The sequence below is a fragment of the Ignavibacteria bacterium genome, assembly GCA_017302895.1.
In the GTDB taxonomy this organism is placed as follows: domain Bacteria; phylum Bacteroidota; class Ignavibacteria; order Ignavibacteriales; family Ignavibacteriaceae; genus UTCHB3.
On sequence record JAFLBV010000001.1, the window covers coordinates 993100 to 1011688 of the forward strand.

The following is an 18589-nucleotide window of genomic DNA, read 5'->3' on the forward strand; positions in this document are numbered from 1 at the left end:
ATAAAGCTACAAAACCGAAAAAGTGTTAACCTATTAAAAAATAATCAGTTAGCTATCGGAGCAGAATCTCTAATGTGCAAAATATTGCATCTCAGTCACATAGCAGTCACATAACAGTCACACAAAACCCTTTCCCCGAATAGCCAACCAAATTTTCCCCCTTTTTATAAAAAAATATTTGATAAATTTGAATCTGCTATTTCACAAATTCGAATTCAAAGCAAACAGTTTTTCAAAGGTATCGGAGAATCATTAATAATGGCAAAAAGAAGCCTTTTAAGCCTGCTTTTCATCCTGACAGTAACACCCCTTATATATTCACAGACTGCAGCCGGAAAGTATGCCGGTGAGTTCCTTGCGATTGGAGTCGGCGGAAGACCCCTCGGCATGGGTGGTGCCTTCACTGCAGTGGCGAACGACATAACCGCGGCATATTACAATCCTGCCGGACTTGCTGCTCTCGACTATCCACAGCTCTCACTGATGCACGACCAGCGCTACGGAAATCTCGTGAATTACAACTATGGAGGTGTGGCAATTCCTTTCGGGAAAGACTATACTTTCGCAATTAGTGCCCTTCGCCTCGGAGTGGATGGAATTTACGATACCCGTGAAGCTCTCTACGATGCAAATGGTGACGGTGTTCTCGATATCAGAACAAACGACAAGCTTGACTATTCGAAAATAAAAGAATTCTCCAACCAGGACTGGGCTTTTTATCTCTCCGCTGCAAAAAGAATTGACGACAGACTCTCCCTCGGTGCCAATTTTAAAGTAATCCGCAGAGATATTGCCGAATACGGCGCAACAGGTATCGGTTTCGATATCGGTGCAAGTTACAGAGCTACCGACGCACTTTTCCTCGGTGCTTCCGTGCAGGATGTTACCACAACACTCGTTGCATGGAGTACAGGACGAAATGAACTCATTACCCCGACACTAAAGCTCGGTGCTGCTTATGCGCTTGAAATTCTCGGTGGTGTCCTACTTCCTGCAGTCGATTTTGATGTAAGATTTGAAAACAGAAAGTACGCCGCTACAATGAATGTGGGTCCAGTATCGATCGATCCCCACTTCGGATTTGAATACAGTTTCAAAAATGTTGTGATGGTAAGAGCCGGCTACAACGATGTAAAACAATTCACCATCGGTGCCGGTGTAAAACTCCCAAAACTTAATATCGACTACTCCTTCGCCCGTTTCAATATGGCTGAAGACGACAGACTTCCCGACTCTCACAGAATCTCCATCACCCTTACACTCGAGGAGCCGAAGTTTAAGAGATGAAATTTGAAGGCTGAATTTCTGAGGGCTGAAGGCTGAAATTTGAAGTTTGAGGTATGAAGTTTGAAAACCCCGCAGGGGTGGCATGTGGGTAGAATCCGGTTCCCAAACACAAATGAGCCCTTGTGGCGACATATGGATAGAAGATGATTGAAGGCTGAAAAGATTTTTTGTGGAATAATAGTTTTTTATGAAATAAATTCATTTTTTATTATATTGGGGAGAGTTTACCACCAATTTAATAAGGCATGGAAAGCGCAGGCAACAGCAGGACTCCCAATTTCGATGAAATTGAAAGTTATATTGAGAAGGTTCGTGATGTCGTAAATTTAAACCACTCCCGTGGCTTAATTCTCTCGAGTTTCGATCATCTTCTCTCTTTGCTTGATTCCGCTAGCAATCCCCTTCTTATAGAATCCTCTTTCACTGAATTTTTCCCTCTCTATCTGAAACTGCTCGGCTGGTATCATCCCCTTGGGCAAAATCCTTCAGGAACAAAAAAGCTAATCACCAATGCCAAGGTGCTTTACAGGCTTCCTTCGGGTGAGTTCAAATCAAATGAATTTAAAGCTCAGATATTGCGGATTGAAGAGGAGTACCGGCATTTAATCTCATTTCTTAAAGGGAAAGAGACTTCCGGAGATGGAGAGATTCCGTTGTTCCCCGTGATTGAATCCGCGGGAGAATCATTTGGTTTTACTCACCTAGACAGTCTCGAAGTGAAGGTAGCGCCCTCTAAGAGCGGAACGAGGTTTATCATTCACCCGACCTACAAGGATGAAGATACACTTCTTGTTGAACAGGTAAGGACTTCATTCGAGGCGGCTTTGAGCATGATACCTGCTGAAAAGAAAAAGAAAATCCCGTTTTTCGAAGTCCAGGTTTTCTTTGCCTCCATGCTTGGAATCTATTCGGGAAATTCATTCGGATCACTGTTAACCACACTTCTGTATGTCGAACTCACACGGATTTTTAATACAAATCTGGTTTTAAGTCTTGCTCCCCGTCTCGCATTCACTGGCGCCACAGACATTTCGGGTGGTGTAAAACCGGTAGGGAAACGACACATAGCTCGAAAAACCAGGGCTGTTTTCTACTCGGGTGTTTCCCGGTTTATTGTTACTAAAGCAGATGAAATTGCGGCTTTGGCTGAAGTTTCCAAACTTCAAAAACGCATGCCAGAAAGAAATTTCGAGGTAATGGGTGTGAACAATATTTCAGAGATAATAAACAGACGCGATATTTTAAGAATCTCCCGAAAACCGCTTAAGGAACGCGTTATAGAGGGAGCACAAAAATACCGGTATGGTTCGCTGATACTGCTTCCGTTTTTGGTATTGCTCGGATTTTTATATGCGAGAGAGTTTGACACAAATCCTGTTTCATTCGAGCTTGACAAAACTGACCTTAAAATAAAGAACAAATATGGTGCGGTCCTTTGGAGCTGGGTAGTGCATCAGAATATAGGTGAACAACTGAATATTGATGAACTCAAAACGAGAATCAGGATACTTGATGTTAATAATGATGGAGAAAATGAGGTTTTAGCATCCGGCGAGTTTATTTATTCCAAAGATGTGAACGGAAGGAAATACTTTTACTGCTTCAATAGTGGAAGAGAGGAATTGTGGCGCGTTACAATTCTTGACACGGTATCGTCACCCAAAGAGAGCAACATGCCGGCTGAATACCATCTGACTATTTACGACACAGTCACCATTGACGGTAAAATGAGGCTTCTTCTTGGGGCAAACAATATTTCCACTTATCCCAGTGCACTATTTACAATTAATCCCGAGACAGGTCAAAGAGTCAGCGGAACAATCTGGAATGCAGGTTTCATCCACCAGGTCGGGGTCGTTGATGCAAATTCTGACGGGAAAAGGGATATTGTTTTTCTATGCACTGATAATGGACTTAATTTTAATAAAATCGCTGCTGTTGAGTTCCCCTTTAAGGATGGTATGCTTGAAACAAGACCCGACTATTTTTTGCACGGTAAAAAAAAGCATGATCCTGTACTTGAGATTTCGTTAGTATCAACCGATTATACTGTAAAAATCACCCATTTTAACAGGGACAACTTCATGGCCCGCACACTGTATCCGGATGAAACAGGCAGAATTGGTTTTTTCTCTCGATTCACCTACAGTATCAATCACGGGATGTATAAACTGGTTGTAAACACAAAGACTCATGAAATCGACTATTTTATTGAGGGGGCTTTCAGAAGCAATAGAGATTCCCTCGTTAAGGCAGGCACCCTTCCCTTGCCTTACACAGACACAAAAGAATATACCGACATACTCAAAAACGGTGCAAGATACAAACTTAACGGCAAATGGGTTTCATATAATGAATATCGCCGTGCACAAAAAGTTGCTGTAAACAACCATTCCATAAAATAGCCTTCTTTTTTTACTTTTCTGTTGGCTGACATTTCTGAAATTTGTAATTTCATTTGTGAAATTGTCAGTTTCTAATACAAAGAATTTCGGGAAGTGAAATACTGCTTACTAAAATTATTAGTATCGCCGGTTGACCCCGTAACACAGCGGTCAGAGCTTAACTTGCTGATCGAGGAGTGTTTTAAAATTGCTACAGTTCAGGTGAAGTATCAGATCATAAAACTTCACAAACCGGGCATCATGGGTGATCTGACCGCAAAAGACATTGCCATTGACGCAATAGCCCCGCTATTTACACCCTCTCCCGATGGTCTCATCCATCATCTCGCAGGTGTATGCTCAGACTGGACTCCTCCCGTAACAACAGAGGAGCAAGCCGGATTTATGCTAATATCAGTAGTCGCACACCGGGTGAAGCAACACATCCACACAATGATGAGAGAAAGCGATCCCTTTTTTGCCAAAATTCTGGATTCGCTGAATTACCACATCAAAAAAGAAAAGCTGATAAAATCGGAACGATTGAAAGTCTGATATGTGTCGCAACTTGATCCAGCAAAGTTTGACATTGAATATTTTAGCTATGAAGATTTGCTGAAACTTCATTCTGATATTTTTACAATCAAACATATATCTTTAGGCGGGATTATCTCTCAGTTGACGGGAGATGACAACAAGCCGGCGGCAGTTCCTCTTCTTGCTCTCGCAAAAAGGGTTAAGGAAGTGAATCTTGCATATGAAAATCCAGTGATTGTTTGTCAGGCAACTGATACGGAATATGACATTGAAAGGCTCTCATCGAGTGCAAAGCTAAGGGTGTTTGAGAAATTAAAACATTCCTACCTGCAAAAAGGGAAACTGACGGAAAAGGAAGCACTTCTGATTGAGACAGCCCTGAACGATATGCTCACTGACATGAGAGATGGCGGGGTCAGAACGGGGTTATACCATTATATTGAGTATCTGGATAATACCATTTCACCCGAAATTTACAAAGAGAAATATCACAATATTCTGGAATACCTCCTCAAGATTCTGAAAAAAGAAATTGCACACCTTCTATCGGTAAAATCGGAATTCTCCGAGTAACCATTTTTTTTAACTATTAATCAGAAAGAACCAAAAAGTAAAATGAACCTTATCCCTTCAATATCAGAATATGATTTGTATTTATTTGTTTTTCATCCCGAACAACTCGGCAATGAAAAGAGGGAGTATATTGCAGGGAACAGTAAGTTTGAAGAATCAATCAGCCATTTCCGCGAACTTGCCATGAGTGCAAGTGAAAACATTTCCGACAGTGACAGAAACCTGATTCTCTCAAAAATCGGCGTTTACATGCCAAACGACAGGATATTTTTTTTGTATCCTCTTAAATCCGGCTCTGATATCAAGAAACAGCCAAAACTCAAGTACCGCGCTGCCTCCGTGGAAGTGGAAGAGAGTGTCACCTCCAAAACTTTTATAGACAGCACCAAACGCTATTTGATAAAAGCAAACATTACCCGGCACGATACAAAGATCTACATATTCTCTCAAAGCGGTGAGCCCCTCCACAACCTCACACTTCGCATCCACCCCGGTGGTTCCATCCACCAAATGCCCGATAACCTACAGCCCCTCGTAATCCAGGGGAAAGTCGAAGTGGAGCATATCAGCCTTGAGATCGGGGAGAAGAAATAGTCTGGACAGGTATAGCCCTGCTCCGATGGTTTCGCCATCTACATCATAAAATCTTTTCCATTTATATAAAAGTAAACAGCAGCAATTTCGTCAACAAGTGTTCCACTTAGAGAAAGTTCTACTGAACCATCCTTAAAAGTCGAAGAAAATTCAAAAATCCCGAGTACATGTGTTGTCGTAGCCCATGTTTTGGTTATGATTGAATATATCAGTGAGACAACATCGATCTTATCGTAGATGAAAAGTACAGAATTAAGAATTTTTGTAAGCATGATTGAAGCTCCCTTCTCAGTTTTTAGGGAATACGGTATTGTGTAATTCTCATTAACTTTATTTTCTGTGACACAAAAAACAGCACTCCCATATTTCGGTTTCTTTGAATTGTCACTTACATAGAGATAAACGGGACTATCTTAGGGCAATTTTACTGAAATGATCCATCACCATTGAATTTGTGGATGCGGCAGGTGATTCTGTCACCATAATGTACCGTTAAACCCTATGTGTTTTCTCATTTGGGTGCTTTGATGGTTACAGTAATTTCCTTTGTATCCTTGGGTGGATAGCTAACTTCATTGTTTCCCAAAGTTGAGTGCATGACAAAGTATGTCCACGGTTCAAGTTCGTATCTTAAAAGATTACTGCCAGTACATATTGTTTCGAAAGGATGAAGTCCATCTCTTTTCCATAACAGCTTTGCATCCTGGAATCCGAAGACATTTGGTTTTCAAACCTCATATCTCAAACATTCATCCCTCGCTAGTCATCCTGCATCCCTCAATTTTTCAGCCTTCATCCCTGATTTTTCGCCACTCATCACTAATTCATAAAAATGGCATTCCTTCGCCTTAATTTTGCTACAACTATTTTTTACTCTCCCGGTCTAAAGAGACAAACAAACAAGGAATCATTCAAATATGAGAAGATTAGCTCTACTCTGTTTTGCTTTAATCGCAACAGCCACTTCGTTTGCCGGTGGCAATAAAGGCTCGAAAGAAATTCAAATATCAAAGCTCTCCGGAAACATTGAGATAGACGGAAAGCTAAATGAGCCCGTGTGGCAGAACCTTCAGGTACTGGAGTTTTTTCAGAGAGACCCTGAAGAGGGGAAGCCTTCATCCCAAAAAACTGCTTTAAAAGTAACATATGACGATGAAGCATTTTATCTGGCTGCATACTGCTATGATACCGACCCTGATTCCATTGTTACAGTTCTCTCCAGAAAAGACCAGTGGGTTCAATCCGACTATTTTATGCTCTTCCTCGATCCCTACAACGACAAAAGATCGGGCTATTATTTTTATGCAACCCCCAGCGGCTCGACAGGTGACGGAACCCTTTTCAACAGGGACTGGGACGAGAGCTCATGGAATGGCGTTTGGGAAGCAAAAACCATGAGAACGGGTGACGGCTGGACGGTAGAAATGAGGATTCCTTTTTCGCAGCTCCGTTTCAACAAAAGACCAGACATGACATGGGGCATCAACTTCAAAAGGAATATTGCCCGGAGAGGTGAGGAGAGTTATTATATACTGTTGAAAAAGAACGAGAGCGGTTTTGTTGAAAAATTTGCCGAACTGAAAGGTTTTCAGGAGATTGGAAACAACGCAAACATTGAAGTGCTGCCCTACCTCCTTTCGAAAGCACAATATCTCATTCACGACCAAAACGATCCGTTTTACAAAAGCAACCAGTACGGTACCTCTTTCGGTGCGGATCTGAAGTGGGGCATCAACAGCAATCTGACGCTTGACATGACGGTAAATCCCGATTTTGGACAGGTTGAAGTGGATCCAGCCGTGCTTAACCTCTCGGCATTTGAGACATTTTTCGAGGAGAAGCGCCCCTTCTTTATCGAGGGAAGTAATCTTCTGCAGTTCGGTTACGGCGGGTCGAACAACAACTGGGGCTTCAACTGGGGAAATCCCGACCTTTTCTACTCAAGAAGAATCGGTAAAAGCCCCAACGGCGATGCTGCTGACGGAGATTTTGTTGACTATCCCACAAATACACAGATACTCGGTGCCGCAAAACTGACGGGTAAAATCTCAGACGGATGGTCTGTATATGCACTGAATGCCCTCACAAATTCAATGAGTGCAAAGTCATACACCAATGGAGTTACAACCAAAAGGGAAGTGGAGCCTCTCGCAAATGCAACTGTCTTCAGAACCCTGAAAGAATTCGATAATTCGAGATATGGTCTCGGTTTCATGGGTACATCACTCATCAGAAAATTTGATGAACCCGGACTCGAAAACAGCTTCAGCCGCAATTCATTTACGGGTGGAATAGACGGGTGGATCAATTTCGACTCGGCAAAAGTGTATGTAATGAATGGTTATTTCATGATGTCGAACATCAACGGAACAAAGGATTTCATCACAGAATTGCAGAAAAGGCCGATACACTCGTTCCAGCGTCCTGATGCAAAATATCAAAAACTTGATACGAATGCCACTTCACTTAACGGATGGGCAGGAAGAATAACATTCAACAAGCAGGAAGGTGAGTTCTACTTCAACGCAGCCCTCGGTGCAATATCTCCCGGCTTCAACTCGAATGATCTCGGATTTTCATGGCGTACAAGCTACATAAACGGGCACCTCGTAACAGGTTACAGGGATTATAAAGAGGACTCGTGGAGCAGATCAAAGAGCATTTATGCAGGATATTTCAGATCATATAACTTCGACGGCGACAAGGAAGCGGACGGTATTTTCACGATGGGAAATCTTTGGATGAAAAATTTTCACCGTCTGAGATTCAATTTTGGTGTAAACTTTGAATCTTACAGCACCCGTCACACAAGAGGCGGCCCTACCGTAAAACTGCCCGAAGGCTACAACGGCGCCATCGGTTTCTCTACTGATCAGAGAAAAGACATCACCATTGACGGCGATTTCTACTACGGTGGCGATGCACTCGGAGGTAACAATTACAGTCTGCAGCTTGGCGGATCATGGAGAGCGAGCGAGGCGGTACGACTCACCATCTATCCCGGTTACGAGTGGAATTATGATGCAGGTCAGTGGATAGCAAACTATGATGACCCCGCTGCGGTGAACACCTATGGTACACGACACATCTTTGGATTCCTTGATCAAAAAACCCTTTTTGCTACAATTCGCCTGGACTATACATTTACTCCCACGATGTCGCTGCAACTCTTCGCACAGCCGTTCATATCAATCGGAAAATACTCCGATATCAAGGAGTTTGAAAGAGAAAGAACAAGTGATTTTACCGTGTATGGTACAAAGGGAACCACGATACAGTATGACAAAGAGAATGGTGAATATGAAATCAATCCGGGAGGAGGCGCCAATTCATTCAGAATCGGTAATCCTGATTTCAATTTCAAATCGCTTCGTTTGAACATTATCTACAGGTGGGAATTCCTGCCCGGTTCGACACTCTTCCTCGTTTGGAGCCACGACCGCACGAATTTCGATGATCCCGGTGAGTTTCAGATGGGAAAAAGTTTCTCGAACCTGATAAATTCAGAGTCGAACAATATCTTCATGGCAAAAGTAACCTACTGGTTTAATGCAGCCGGATTGCTTTAGGATTTGATATTAAACCGCCAGGATAGTGTGTGAAACCGCAAAGAGCGCAAAGAACGCAAAGGAGAGAAACCGCAAAGAGCACAAAGATCGCAAAGAAAATCTTTTAACCTTCCCTTTGCGCTCTTCGCGGCCTCTGCGGTTAAATACTTGAAATCCTCTCTTCGCGGCCTCTGCGGTTTATTTAATAAGACTTAGCTTTCTGACGGACGAAAAAACCTCACCCGATGCCGGTACAACTGTCATCCTGTAAAAGTAGATGCCTGATGAAAGTCCGTATTTTACTGCATCAAATGAGAGAGAATGTACACCTGCCTCTTCTGTTTCATTTAAAAGTGTTGCTACCTTTTCTCCCGTAGCGTTGTAAAGATCAATAGTGATCATTCCGGATACAGGCAACTGATATCTTATAACCGTTGAGGGATTAAAAGGATTCGGGTAGTTCTGTTCGAGAAGGAAGTTGGTTGGTACTCCCAGACTTACTTCAATGATGTTCGAATACTCATGACTCCCCGAGTTATCCAACTGCTTCAGGCGGTATTTGTATTTGTTCGCATCCGTTACAGAGGGGTTATCGGTAAACGAGTAGTATTTGGGGGAGTTTGTTGTGTGGTGCCCCTGAATGAAACCTATTTTCTTCCAGTCACCGCTGCCGGCTACAGCCCGCTGCACTTCAAAACCGTTGTTGTCAATTTCAGTAGCAGTGTGCCAGTTCAGATTTACAACTCCTTTTGTTATAGAAGCAGTAAAAGAGACAAGTTCGACAGGGAGGGCACGGTCAGTGAAAAGTGCGAGGTATGGTTGAATTTTTCCACCCATCAATGTGAACCGCCCCCCCACATACACATCATTGCTGCTTACAGCCAGGGCAAGTACCTCGGCACTGGCATTTGCATTCCATGGTTCTACCAATCCCGTAACCATATTAAATCTTGCAATCCCGTTTCTTGATGTTGAACCACCATTAACTGTAAAAAACCCTCCACCGGCGTAAATACTCGAACCACTTATTGCAAGGGCACTTACCACGCCATTCACATTCGGGTTCCAATCCTGATCAACAGTCGCGTTACCGGAGAGGGGAAATTTTGCAAGATAGTTTCTTGTTGTTAAACCACCATTAACCGTTGTAAAATAACCACCTGTATAAATGAATGAACCATCACTTGCCAGTGCTTGAACGGCGTTGTCCATATTCGGGTTCCAATCCTGATCAACAGTCGCGTTACCGGAGAGGGGAAATCTTGCCAGGTAGTTTCTTGTTGTTACTCCGGCATTTACTGTAGTAAACCCTCCACCGACATAAATACTTGAGCCGTCTATTGCCAGTGCCTGGACTGTGCTGTTCACACTCGGATCCCAATCCGGATCGGTAATGGCGGTACCTGAGAGGGGAAATTTAGCCAGGAAAGTTCTTGATGTGCTACCATTTACTGAAAAAAAATTACCACCGGCATAAATACTTGAGCCGTTAATTGCGAGAGCATAGACGGAACCGTTCATACCCGGATCCCAATCCGGATCGACAACAGCGGGAGATGAAGTGGTAAATTTTGCAAGATACTTTCTTGTTGCCGGCAATGAAGTGATGTTGACCGATGTAAAAACTCCACCGGCATAGATACTTGAGCCGCTTATTGCGAGTGCATAGACGGGACCGTTCATACCCGGATCCCAATCCGGATCTACAGCACCAGTTGTATTGTCAACTCTTGCAAGTCCGGCTTTTGCCGATGCGTTCACAGAATTAAAGTTACCGGCGAAATAGAGCTGGTTGTTATAGCTGGCGATTGAAAGAACCCCTCCCGAAAGACCGGCATTCCAGGTTTCGTCGACTACACCCGTTCCGGTAGTTGAGAGTTTTGCCAAATACCTTGTACCGGTTCCTCCGATAGCAGTAAATTCTCCTCCGACAAAAAGATCCGTTCCGCTGAGCAGGAAGCAATTTACAAGATTGTTGGCACCAGGGTTCCATGTTGGATCCGCGGCACCCGCTCCCGTAGTTGAGAGTTTTGCAATACGGTTTCTGTTTTGCCCTCCAACCGTTGTGAATACTCCTCCGATGAAAAGTTCGGTACCGTTTAGTATCATGGAGGTAACATTATCGGAAGGACTCGGATTCCATGTTGGATCTGCCACGCCAGTGCCGGTGGTTGAGAGTTTTGCAATACGGTTTCTGTTTTGCCCACCAATTGATGAAAAAAGTCCCCCGACAAAAAGGTCACTACCGTCGAGTAGTATACACCTGACACTACCGTTACTGTTCGGATCCCATGTTGGATCTGCCACGCCAGTGCCGGTGGTTGAGAGTTTCGCGATATTTCTCCTGGATTGGCCGCCAATTGCAAAAAAAGAACCACCGACATACAGATCAGTGCCATTTAGCAACAGGCAGCGAACAAAATTATCGGGATTCGGATCCCATGTTGGATCTGCCACGCCAGTGCCGGTGGTTGAGAGTTTCGCGATATATCTCCTGGATTGGCCGCCAATTGCTGTAAAAGAACCACCGACATACAGATCAGTGCCATTTAGCAACAGGGTGTACACCGCGATACCTGAGGCATTCGGGTTCCAGGTTAAATCAAGAGAGCCGTCTGACTTGATATGGGCAATACGGTTTCTGATGGAAGTGCCCACAGCAGTGAAATCACCTCCGATATACCATCCTCCTGAACCATCAGAGATGCAGGCCATGACCTGAGCATTAACTTTTGGATACCGGCTATCAATTGATGAGTTTGTAGTAGTCGCCTTTGCTCCGCGTCCGGAACTGGTTCCCACATAAGTGAAATCTCCGCCAATGTATGTGTAATTCCCGTCAACAACGATTGCTCTTACATTTCCATCTGTAACTGCCATATCAGTGTTTGCAGTTTGAGCCTCGGCATCTTTTAGCATGAGTGCCGTGATGAGAAGAGCTGTAAAAATCATATTCCTCACCAAATGTTGAATATTTATCCTTAAATGATCTGCCATTATCATGTCTCCTGATTTGTTAATGCATCTGCCTGCTGAATTGAATATTTTAATTCCGGCTTATCGGAGTGATGCTAAACATGCAAAGCATTCATCCGGTGAACTGCAGCGGAATCTAAAATAAAAAGTTAAAAATGAATTGTGTATTGAAAATACGGTGGATTTTGTCGGGGATTTTAGAGCAGGTTAATGCTTTGAGGGGGAAAATAAATAACGGACAGAGGTGTCAAGGATATCACAGTTGTCACAGATACAAACAGAAATCCACCCTTCATTTTTCGGGTGCATTGCTTTTGTTTATTTACTTATTTTTTTTGAATCTCTAAAAAGGGGATCAACCTCCGTTTTTTGTGACAGGGACATGTTAATTAAACCTCACATAACCTGAATCAAATATACAACATATTCATTTCACAAACAAGGGAAAGATACGGGCAATTTTTTCAGTATAAATTCGGTACGGGGTAATTATCAGGAGGATTTATTGGTTTATTCTCTCAAACCGCAAAGGCCGCCAAGAACGCAAAGAGGAATTTTGAAGTTTGAATTATCATAGCTAATAGTTCAAAGTTAATAGTTCACAGCTTCCTTTGCGTGACAAGATTTTACAACCTTTTACGGCAAAATGAAACTTAATCGATCCGAAAAAATTATCTTTGGAAAGGAGATCATTAAAAATCGGATGAGAACGAGATGCGTCACATTTATGCCATAATTGTTGTTTTATTCTTTCTTTTCACAGGTTGTGAGAAGGCTTTAACTGAACCCGGGAATGATAAGCTTGTTGACCTGACGGGAGAATGGAAATTCCAGATTGGTGATGATTCTTCATGGTCAAAGATTGAATTTAACGATTCCGCATGGGATAAAATAAGGGTTCCATCCTCATGGGAGAATCAGGGTTTCCACGGTTACAATGGTTATGCCTGGTACAGGTTCTCGTTCACCGGCTCTGCTGACCTTGCAGGAAAGAACCTTGCACTTCACCTCGGATTTATAGATGATGTGGATGAAGTTTGGTTCAACGGCGTAAAAATCGGCACTTCGGGAAGCTTCCCTCCGGACTACAGATCTGCATATAATGCCTATCGAATTTATTATCTCCCCGCTTCACTTGTAAACTTCACTTCGAAAAACACAATCGCCGTGAGGGTATATGACGCCCAGCTTGAGGGTGGAATTATGTCCGGCGATCCGGGAATTTATGAGAATGAAACCTACATTACTCCCGACATCGATCTGGAGGGGAACTGGAAGTTTATTCCGGGTGACTCATCGGTCTTTATGGGTGATATTGTAAACGATTCTGCCTGGAAAGAGGTGATTGTGCCTTCATATCTCGAAAATCAGGGATTCTCACAGTTTGAGGGATACGGCTGGTACCGGCTTTCATTTGATCATAAAAAGATCGATTTGAAGTCACAACTCCTTCTGCTACTCGGGAAAATTGACGATTTTGATGAAGTGTATCTGAATGGCAGACTGATCGGCAAGACGGGCAACATGAAGGATGCAAAAGTGGAATATATTCAGTCGGAAGAGTGGATGCAGAACCGTGTTTATACAATTCCGGCAGGATTAATCCGCACCGACCGTCCGAATATCCTGGCAGTAAGAATTTTTGACGCATTCCAGCAAGGGGGCATCTACTCGGGTCCCATCGGCATCATCAAAAAAGACCGCTACGATGCGTTCATCCGAAAAGCGTATAATAAGGACGAATGAGGTTAGCTATTAGCTATGATTTATGAACTATGAGCTTTTTTATAACTGTAAACTTATTTCAGGACAAGACAGCTCATACCTCATAGCTCATACTTCATAGCTGATACCTAATCTAAAACCATTTCTTTTTCTTGAAATATTTCAGGAAGCCAAGAGCTACAACTATCATAAGTAGCAGAGCTGCAGGATATCCCCAAACCTGCTTTATCTCGGGCATGTAATGGAAGTTCATTCCGTAAACACCGGCAATAAATGTGAGGGGCATGAAGATGGTTGAAATGACTGTCAGCACTTTCATGATGTCATTGAGCCGGTTGCTTGTGTAAGACATGTAGACATCGATCAGGGAGAGGGTGCTTTCACGAAGATTCTCGAGAATTTCTATAATCTGATTTACATGATCGTAAGTGTCGTTAAGGTAAAACAGGGTTTCTTCTGAAAAAAGAGTGATCTCCTTCTTGTGAATTTTATTCATGATATCCCTGACAGGCCAGATTGACTGACGGATTTTGCTCAACTCACTCCTCAGAGACTGCAATATCTTAAAATTGTCCGACACCACATCGGAAAAGAACAAGGCTTCAATCTCCTCAATATGATCATTCAATTGCTCCAGTGCTATGTAGTATTCATCAACCATCAAATCAATTACTGCATAAAAGACAAAATCGATCTTTTTTCTGATCAGATTTTTGCCTGATTCTATCCTCGAATCGATAATTGACAGGAAATCGTCATCGAAATCCTGAAATGTAAGGAGGGTGTTGTCCGTCATGAATATGCTCACCTGCTCCGAGAGATAGTTGTTGGGAGTCGTCATTCTCAGTCTGTTCACCTCGGCAAATACTGCATCCCCAATCTCTTCTATTTTGGGTCTTTGATAGACATTCATAACATCTTCGAGAGTCAGTTCATGGATCTTAAACTTTGCAGCGAGCAGGGAGAGGAAGTCTTTTTCGTTAAAACCGATGACACGAATCCAGGTTAGTCCTTTGTGGTGTTTGCGCAGATATTTCTCGAGGTCAGGAAGGGAATTTATTATCACTCTGTCGTAATGCTCAGTATCAAAATTCAGAGCGATAATACGGGTTCTTGTTTCGGTATTCTGGCCGGTGTATTCAATTGTACCGGGTGGTTTGCCGGCTTTTCTGCTGATCTTTCGTACGGGCATGGCAATATTAAATTATTAAGTGGTGCAATATAAAGAAAAGAAGGCTCTTTAGGAGGTATTAGGTGTTAGGTATTAGGTATTATTTGTCTTGTCCTGAATTAAGCATACAGCAAAAAAAGGGCTCATAGTTCATAGATTATAGATCATAGTTAATAGCTAAAAAAAGAGCTCATAGTTCATAGATCATAGCTGATAGCTAATTCAGTTTCTTTGTACTGAATATTATTATTAGTATGTTTGAATATGGGAAAATTTCTTATTCAAGGATAGAAAAAATGGATATATACGGAAAAAAAGTACTGGTGCTTGGCGGCTGGGGACTGGTTGGAAAAGCCATAACCCGTCGTCTGATGGTTGAAAAACCAGCCGGCATAATTATAACCTCTCTGAAAGAGAGCGAAGCAAAAGAAGAAGTTGAATATCTTAAAAAGACATACCCCGAAGCTGGCGAAGGTTTCTTCGTTCCGTGGTGGGGAAATGTGCTTGTTCGTGATGAATATAAAGACCTCAGCCGTCAGGAAATGCTTGCAGATCCTGAAATGAGGCGAACGATAATAAGTGATGTGATGGATGATCTTTCTGATGAAGTTTTGAAGGCACAGTCGCTTTACAAACTGCTTGAAGAGCACAAGCCTGACATCATAATCGACTGTATCAACACAGCAACCGGTATTGCTTATCAGGATATTTTCACGGCTTACAAAAATCTAAAAAAAGTGCTTTATGAGTCGGAAGATAGAGATCAGCTTGTTACCGAGACAGAAAAACTTGTAGCTGTGCTCTACATCCCTCAGTTGATAAGGCATATTCAGGTGCTCTACAATTCGATGCACCACTTCGAAACACAAGTATATTTGAAGATAGGTACTTCGGGCACGGGCGGCATGGGTCTGAACATCCCCTACACACACAGCGAAGAGAGACCTTCGAGGGTGCTTTTGAGCAAGTCGGCAATCGCCGGTGCACATACACTTCTGCTGTTCCTTATGGCAAGAACTCCTGACAGTGCCATCACCAAGGAGATAAAACCCGCTGCTGCGATTGCGTGGAAAAAGATTGAGTTCGGTACCATCAAGAAACAGGGGAAGGAAGTGGAAATCTACGACATCCCGCTCGATGCCGCCATTCCTCTTGAAGGGAAAATCTACAAAGAGACAGGCAGAAAATTTGAACGCCAGGGCGTTTTGAGATCTGTTTACATCGACACAGGTGAGAACGGAATCTTCTCACGCGGCGAATTTGAAGCCATTACCGCACAAAAACAGATGGAATTTGTTACCCCCGAAGAAATCGCAAACAACACCGTTTTCGAAATCATGGGCGGAAACACCGGTCACGACATCATTAATGCTTTAGACAATGCGAATATGCAACCATCTTACAGAGCGGGTTATATGCAGCACCTCGCCGTGGCAAAACTTTCGAAACTGGAAGAGCAACACGGTGTGGCATCGGTAGCTTTTGAGATGCTTGGACCACCGAGACTTTCGAAACTCCTTTTCGAAATCGAGATTCTGAAGAGAACCTGCGGGAACATGAAGGAGATCGTAAAGAAAACTCCCGAAGAGCTTACCGCTCTTTCGACTCAGTTCATTCTCGACAACGAGAAATTCAGAAATGAAGCCATCTCGGTGGGCATTCCTGTTTTGATGAACGATGGCAAAAATCTACTCCGCGGAAACCTGATGAAAATTCCCGTTTTCGGAGCAGAAACAGAACTCGAAATCACCCCAGACAATCTCGAAAAATGGGCAGAAGCCGGCTGGATCGACCTTCGACCCAAAAACTGGGAACTGTGGATATCGAGAATTGAAGCCATAATAGCTGAAGCCGATGCGATTGCGAAGGATGATACCAGTTCGTTGCATGTAAGAACAGAGCAATACTGGAATTACTTCGAGACCATCGATGTAGGCAAGGTTGTTTCCTGGATCTTCATTCGTGAAGAAAAGGGAAATCGCATGAAAGACTAAAAAAATTATGTAAAGCCGCGGGGTACCGCGGCTTTGTCGTTTATTGCTTCATGATGTCGAGAAGAGCGATGAAAGAGATGAGCCAGGCAAGTTCATTCTTTTTTGAATTGTCGCCGTTGTAGAATTTCAGAAGTTCCGCAACTTTAGCATCATCAAGCCAGCCGCTGTTTCTCACCTTCCCCGATTTTGCAAGATCGCAGACAAACTCCCTAAGCAATAACAGTTTTTGTGTTTCATGGTCATTCCCCGCTGTGGCTCTTTTTTCCGTTAAAGACGAAAATTTTGACCAGATACTGGATCCCAGGCTGCCGAGACCGAACGGCACTGTTGTTCTCCCCTTCACAAGCGGCATCGATGCGAGAATTGGAGCATTCTTCCTGATTATCCTCTTAAGCATGGTGCTGTTTTTCCTCATTTCGAGAGGTGTCGAAAAGAGGATATCCAGCACATTATTCTGGATATAGGGCATAAAAGATGTGGCGACGGAGTCAATCATCGTTTGTTCCGGTGCGTAATAGTTGGAGAGACGGGTTTTGAGTGCAAAGGCATCAATCCAGTTTTCGACACCGATCTTTTCAGGATCAGGAAGGGAGGAGGACACCTCCTCCAACTCATGAATCACGCCCCTTTCCATTTCAGCAAGCACCTCACTTCTAAAAATATCAGCTTTATGGTGGCGAAGGTAGGGGATAATCGCGGGCCAGTCTCTTTTTAGAATGACTTCTTTCCCCATTATTGAGAGTTTGTAGAAAAACTGTCGTCTCCATAGCTCGCCAAATCCGCCGTCAATAATTACCGGCGATCCGTTCTCAGCGACTTTTTTGTAATAACCGAGGTTATTGGGAGATGTTGCCGGGTGGTTCAATAGCGAGTACCGGGCATGAAGCCGCACATCCCGAATGGCGCTCTCGAGGGTCATTTCATCGGGGGTGTAATTAGTAAAGTTCACACCCGTTTTTTCGCAGAGCTTCCTTGCCATTGCCACGTCGGGGTCATCGGGATAGCCGAAAGAGTGTGCCGAAAAAGGGATGTCACTCGAGAGAAGCAGGCTTAACAAAACCCGTGAGTCGAGACCCCCGGAAAGACTCAACTCCAACGGTCGCCCGCTCTCCTTTTGCAAGGTGAAGAAATATTTAATTGCACCGGTAAATTTTTCCTCGGAATCAGGGGAATTAGCCGGTTCTTGTTTGAGACTGCCGGTTCCCTCCGTGACATGGAATTTCGAAGTCTCTTTTTCGAAGATAAATTCCTGTCCCGAGCAGACTCTGGTATAGTCCCTGAATACACTTCTGTTACTCAACTGATTGTAGAGGAGCCATCTGCTTCCGAGAGATTTGGGGTCAAAACCGGGAGTTGCCACGGGGAAAAGCGTATGATAATCTGTTGAGAAGTGGATGTGGTCATCCGTTTGTATGAAATATATGTCACGCAATCCGGACCCGCAGGTAAAAAAACGGATGTGTTTTTCACCTACATAAACTCCCGCATAGTGGCCGGAAGGAAGCTTCGGATTGTTTGTTTCGGAGAAGTATTGCTGGTTTTCCGCAGTTATAATTTTTGCCCTGTTGGCCTCTAATGAGACTGCAAAACCGGACAGGCATAAATTCAAATAGTCACCATGCCGGGCAAGGATGAGATTGGGACCGGTGGATTGAAAATCGGGTGCCGAAAGATCCTGCTCACCGGAAAAGAGGAGGAGCTTCCCGTCATTGATTGAAATTGTGCCGTGAAATTGTGACATGGATGATCGAATTTTGAAAAAATAATATTTATTGAGGAAAAAATTAATATATTTGAATT

The 18589-nt window shown here is 43.3% G+C and carries 12 protein-coding genes; 8 read left to right on the forward strand and 4 right to left on the reverse strand.

All coding sequences use genetic code 11. The annotated features are described in order from the left end of the window. Positions 1-258 precede the first annotated feature (258 nt). From J0L60_03825 to J0L60_03845, 5 genes are all read left to right on the forward strand, one after another. Positions 259-1287: a PorV/PorQ family protein gene (locus J0L60_03825; GenBank protein MBN8545242.1), complete on the forward strand. Its 1029-nt coding sequence runs from the start codon at positions 259-261 to the stop codon at positions 1285-1287. A 245-nt stretch (positions 1288-1532) separates the two neighbouring features. Continuing rightward, complete coding sequence (locus J0L60_03830) at positions 1533-3692, forward strand: hypothetical protein (GenBank protein ID MBN8545243.1); 2160 nt, start codon at positions 1533-1535, stop codon at positions 3690-3692. A gap of 93 nt (positions 3693-3785) precedes the next feature. Then, the gene (locus tag J0L60_03835) at positions 3786-4226 is read left to right on the forward strand and encodes a hypothetical protein (GenBank protein MBN8545244.1); all 441 of its coding nucleotides are present in this window, start codon (positions 3786-3788) and stop codon (positions 4224-4226) included. A 3-nt stretch (positions 4227-4229) separates the two neighbouring features. Further along, entirely contained in the window at positions 4230-4781 is a 552-nt protein-coding gene (locus J0L60_03840; GenBank protein ID MBN8545245.1) for a hypothetical protein, read from the forward strand. Positions 4782-4823: 42 nt separating this feature from the next. Next, positions 4824-5375, forward strand: a complete 552-nt coding sequence (locus J0L60_03845; GenBank protein MBN8545246.1) for a hypothetical protein — start codon at positions 4824-4826, stop codon at positions 5373-5375. A gap of 38 nt (positions 5376-5413) precedes the next feature. Here J0L60_03845 and J0L60_03850 read toward each other — a convergent pair whose 3' ends face one another. Continuing rightward, entirely contained in the window at positions 5414-5647 is a 234-nt protein-coding gene (locus tag J0L60_03850; GenBank protein MBN8545247.1) for a hypothetical protein, read from the reverse strand. Positions 5648-6292: 645 nt separating this feature from the next. On the opposite strand from J0L60_03850, the gene J0L60_03855 reads away from it, so the two are divergent. Then, positions 6293-8944, forward strand: coding sequence for a carbohydrate binding family 9 domain-containing protein (locus J0L60_03855; GenBank protein MBN8545248.1), 2652 nt, complete (start codon positions 6293-6295; stop codon positions 8942-8944). A gap of 177 nt (positions 8945-9121) precedes the next feature. Here the strand turns inward: J0L60_03855 and J0L60_03860 are convergent, their stop codons facing one another. After that, positions 9122-11920: a T9SS type A sorting domain-containing protein gene (locus J0L60_03860; GenBank protein MBN8545249.1), complete on the reverse strand. Its 2799-nt coding sequence runs from the start codon at positions 11918-11920 to the stop codon at positions 9122-9124. Positions 11921-12613: 693 nt separating this feature from the next. On the opposite strand from J0L60_03860, the gene J0L60_03865 reads away from it, so the two are divergent. Next, on the forward strand, positions 12614-13645 hold the full coding sequence (locus tag J0L60_03865; GenBank protein MBN8545250.1) for a glycoside hydrolase: 1032 nt from the start codon (positions 12614-12616) through the stop codon (positions 13643-13645). 112 nt (positions 13646-13757) lie between these two features. Here the strand turns inward: J0L60_03865 and corA are convergent, their stop codons facing one another. Next, positions 13758-14816, reverse strand: a complete 1059-nt coding sequence (gene corA / locus J0L60_03870) for a magnesium/cobalt transporter CorA (GenBank protein MBN8545251.1) — start codon at positions 14814-14816, stop codon at positions 13758-13760. Between the two features lie 275 nt (positions 14817-15091). Here corA and J0L60_03875 point away from each other — a divergent pair, with 275 nt between their 5' ends. Next, positions 15092-16789: a short-chain dehydrogenase gene (locus J0L60_03875; protein MBN8545252.1), complete on the forward strand. Its 1698-nt coding sequence runs from the start codon at positions 15092-15094 to the stop codon at positions 16787-16789. A gap of 40 nt (positions 16790-16829) precedes the next feature. Here the strand turns inward: J0L60_03875 and J0L60_03880 are convergent, their stop codons facing one another. Next, the gene (locus J0L60_03880) at positions 16830-18530 is read right to left on the reverse strand and encodes a hypothetical protein (GenBank protein ID MBN8545253.1); all 1701 of its coding nucleotides are present in this window, start codon (positions 18528-18530) and stop codon (positions 16830-16832) included. Positions 18531-18589: the final 59 nt, after the last annotated feature.

What these genes read in the sequence shown, in the direction of transcription:
- J0L60_03825 (MBN8545242.1), top strand. Translation starts at nt 259, where the DNA reads ATGGCAAAAAGAAGCCTTTTAAGCCTGCTTTTCATCCTGACAGTAACA.
- J0L60_03830 (MBN8545243.1), top strand. Translation starts at nt 1,533, where the DNA reads ATGGAAAGCGCAGGCAACAGCAGGACTCCCAATTTCGATGAAATTGAA.
- J0L60_03845 (MBN8545246.1), top strand. Translation starts at nt 4,824, where the DNA reads ATGAACCTTATCCCTTCAATATCAGAATATGATTTGTATTTATTTGTT.
- J0L60_03850 (MBN8545247.1), bottom strand. Translation starts at nt 5,647, where the DNA reads ATGCTTACAAAAATTCTTAATTCTGTACTTTTCATCTACGATAAGATC.
- J0L60_03855 (MBN8545248.1), top strand. Translation starts at nt 6,293, where the DNA reads ATGAGAAGATTAGCTCTACTCTGTTTTGCTTTAATCGCAACAGCCACT.
- J0L60_03860 (MBN8545249.1), bottom strand. Translation starts at nt 11,920, where the DNA reads ATGGCAGATCATTTAAGGATAAATATTCAACATTTGGTGAGGAATATG.
- J0L60_03865 (MBN8545250.1), top strand. Translation starts at nt 12,614, where the DNA reads ATGCGTCACATTTATGCCATAATTGTTGTTTTATTCTTTCTTTTCACA.
- corA (MBN8545251.1), bottom strand. Translation starts at nt 14,816, where the DNA reads ATGCCCGTACGAAAGATCAGCAGAAAAGCCGGCAAACCACCCGGTACA.
- J0L60_03875 (MBN8545252.1), top strand. Translation starts at nt 15,092, where the DNA reads ATGGATATATACGGAAAAAAAGTACTGGTGCTTGGCGGCTGGGGACTG.
- J0L60_03880 (MBN8545253.1), bottom strand. Translation starts at nt 18,530, where the DNA reads ATGTCACAATTTCACGGCACAATTTCAATCAATGACGGGAAGCTCCTC.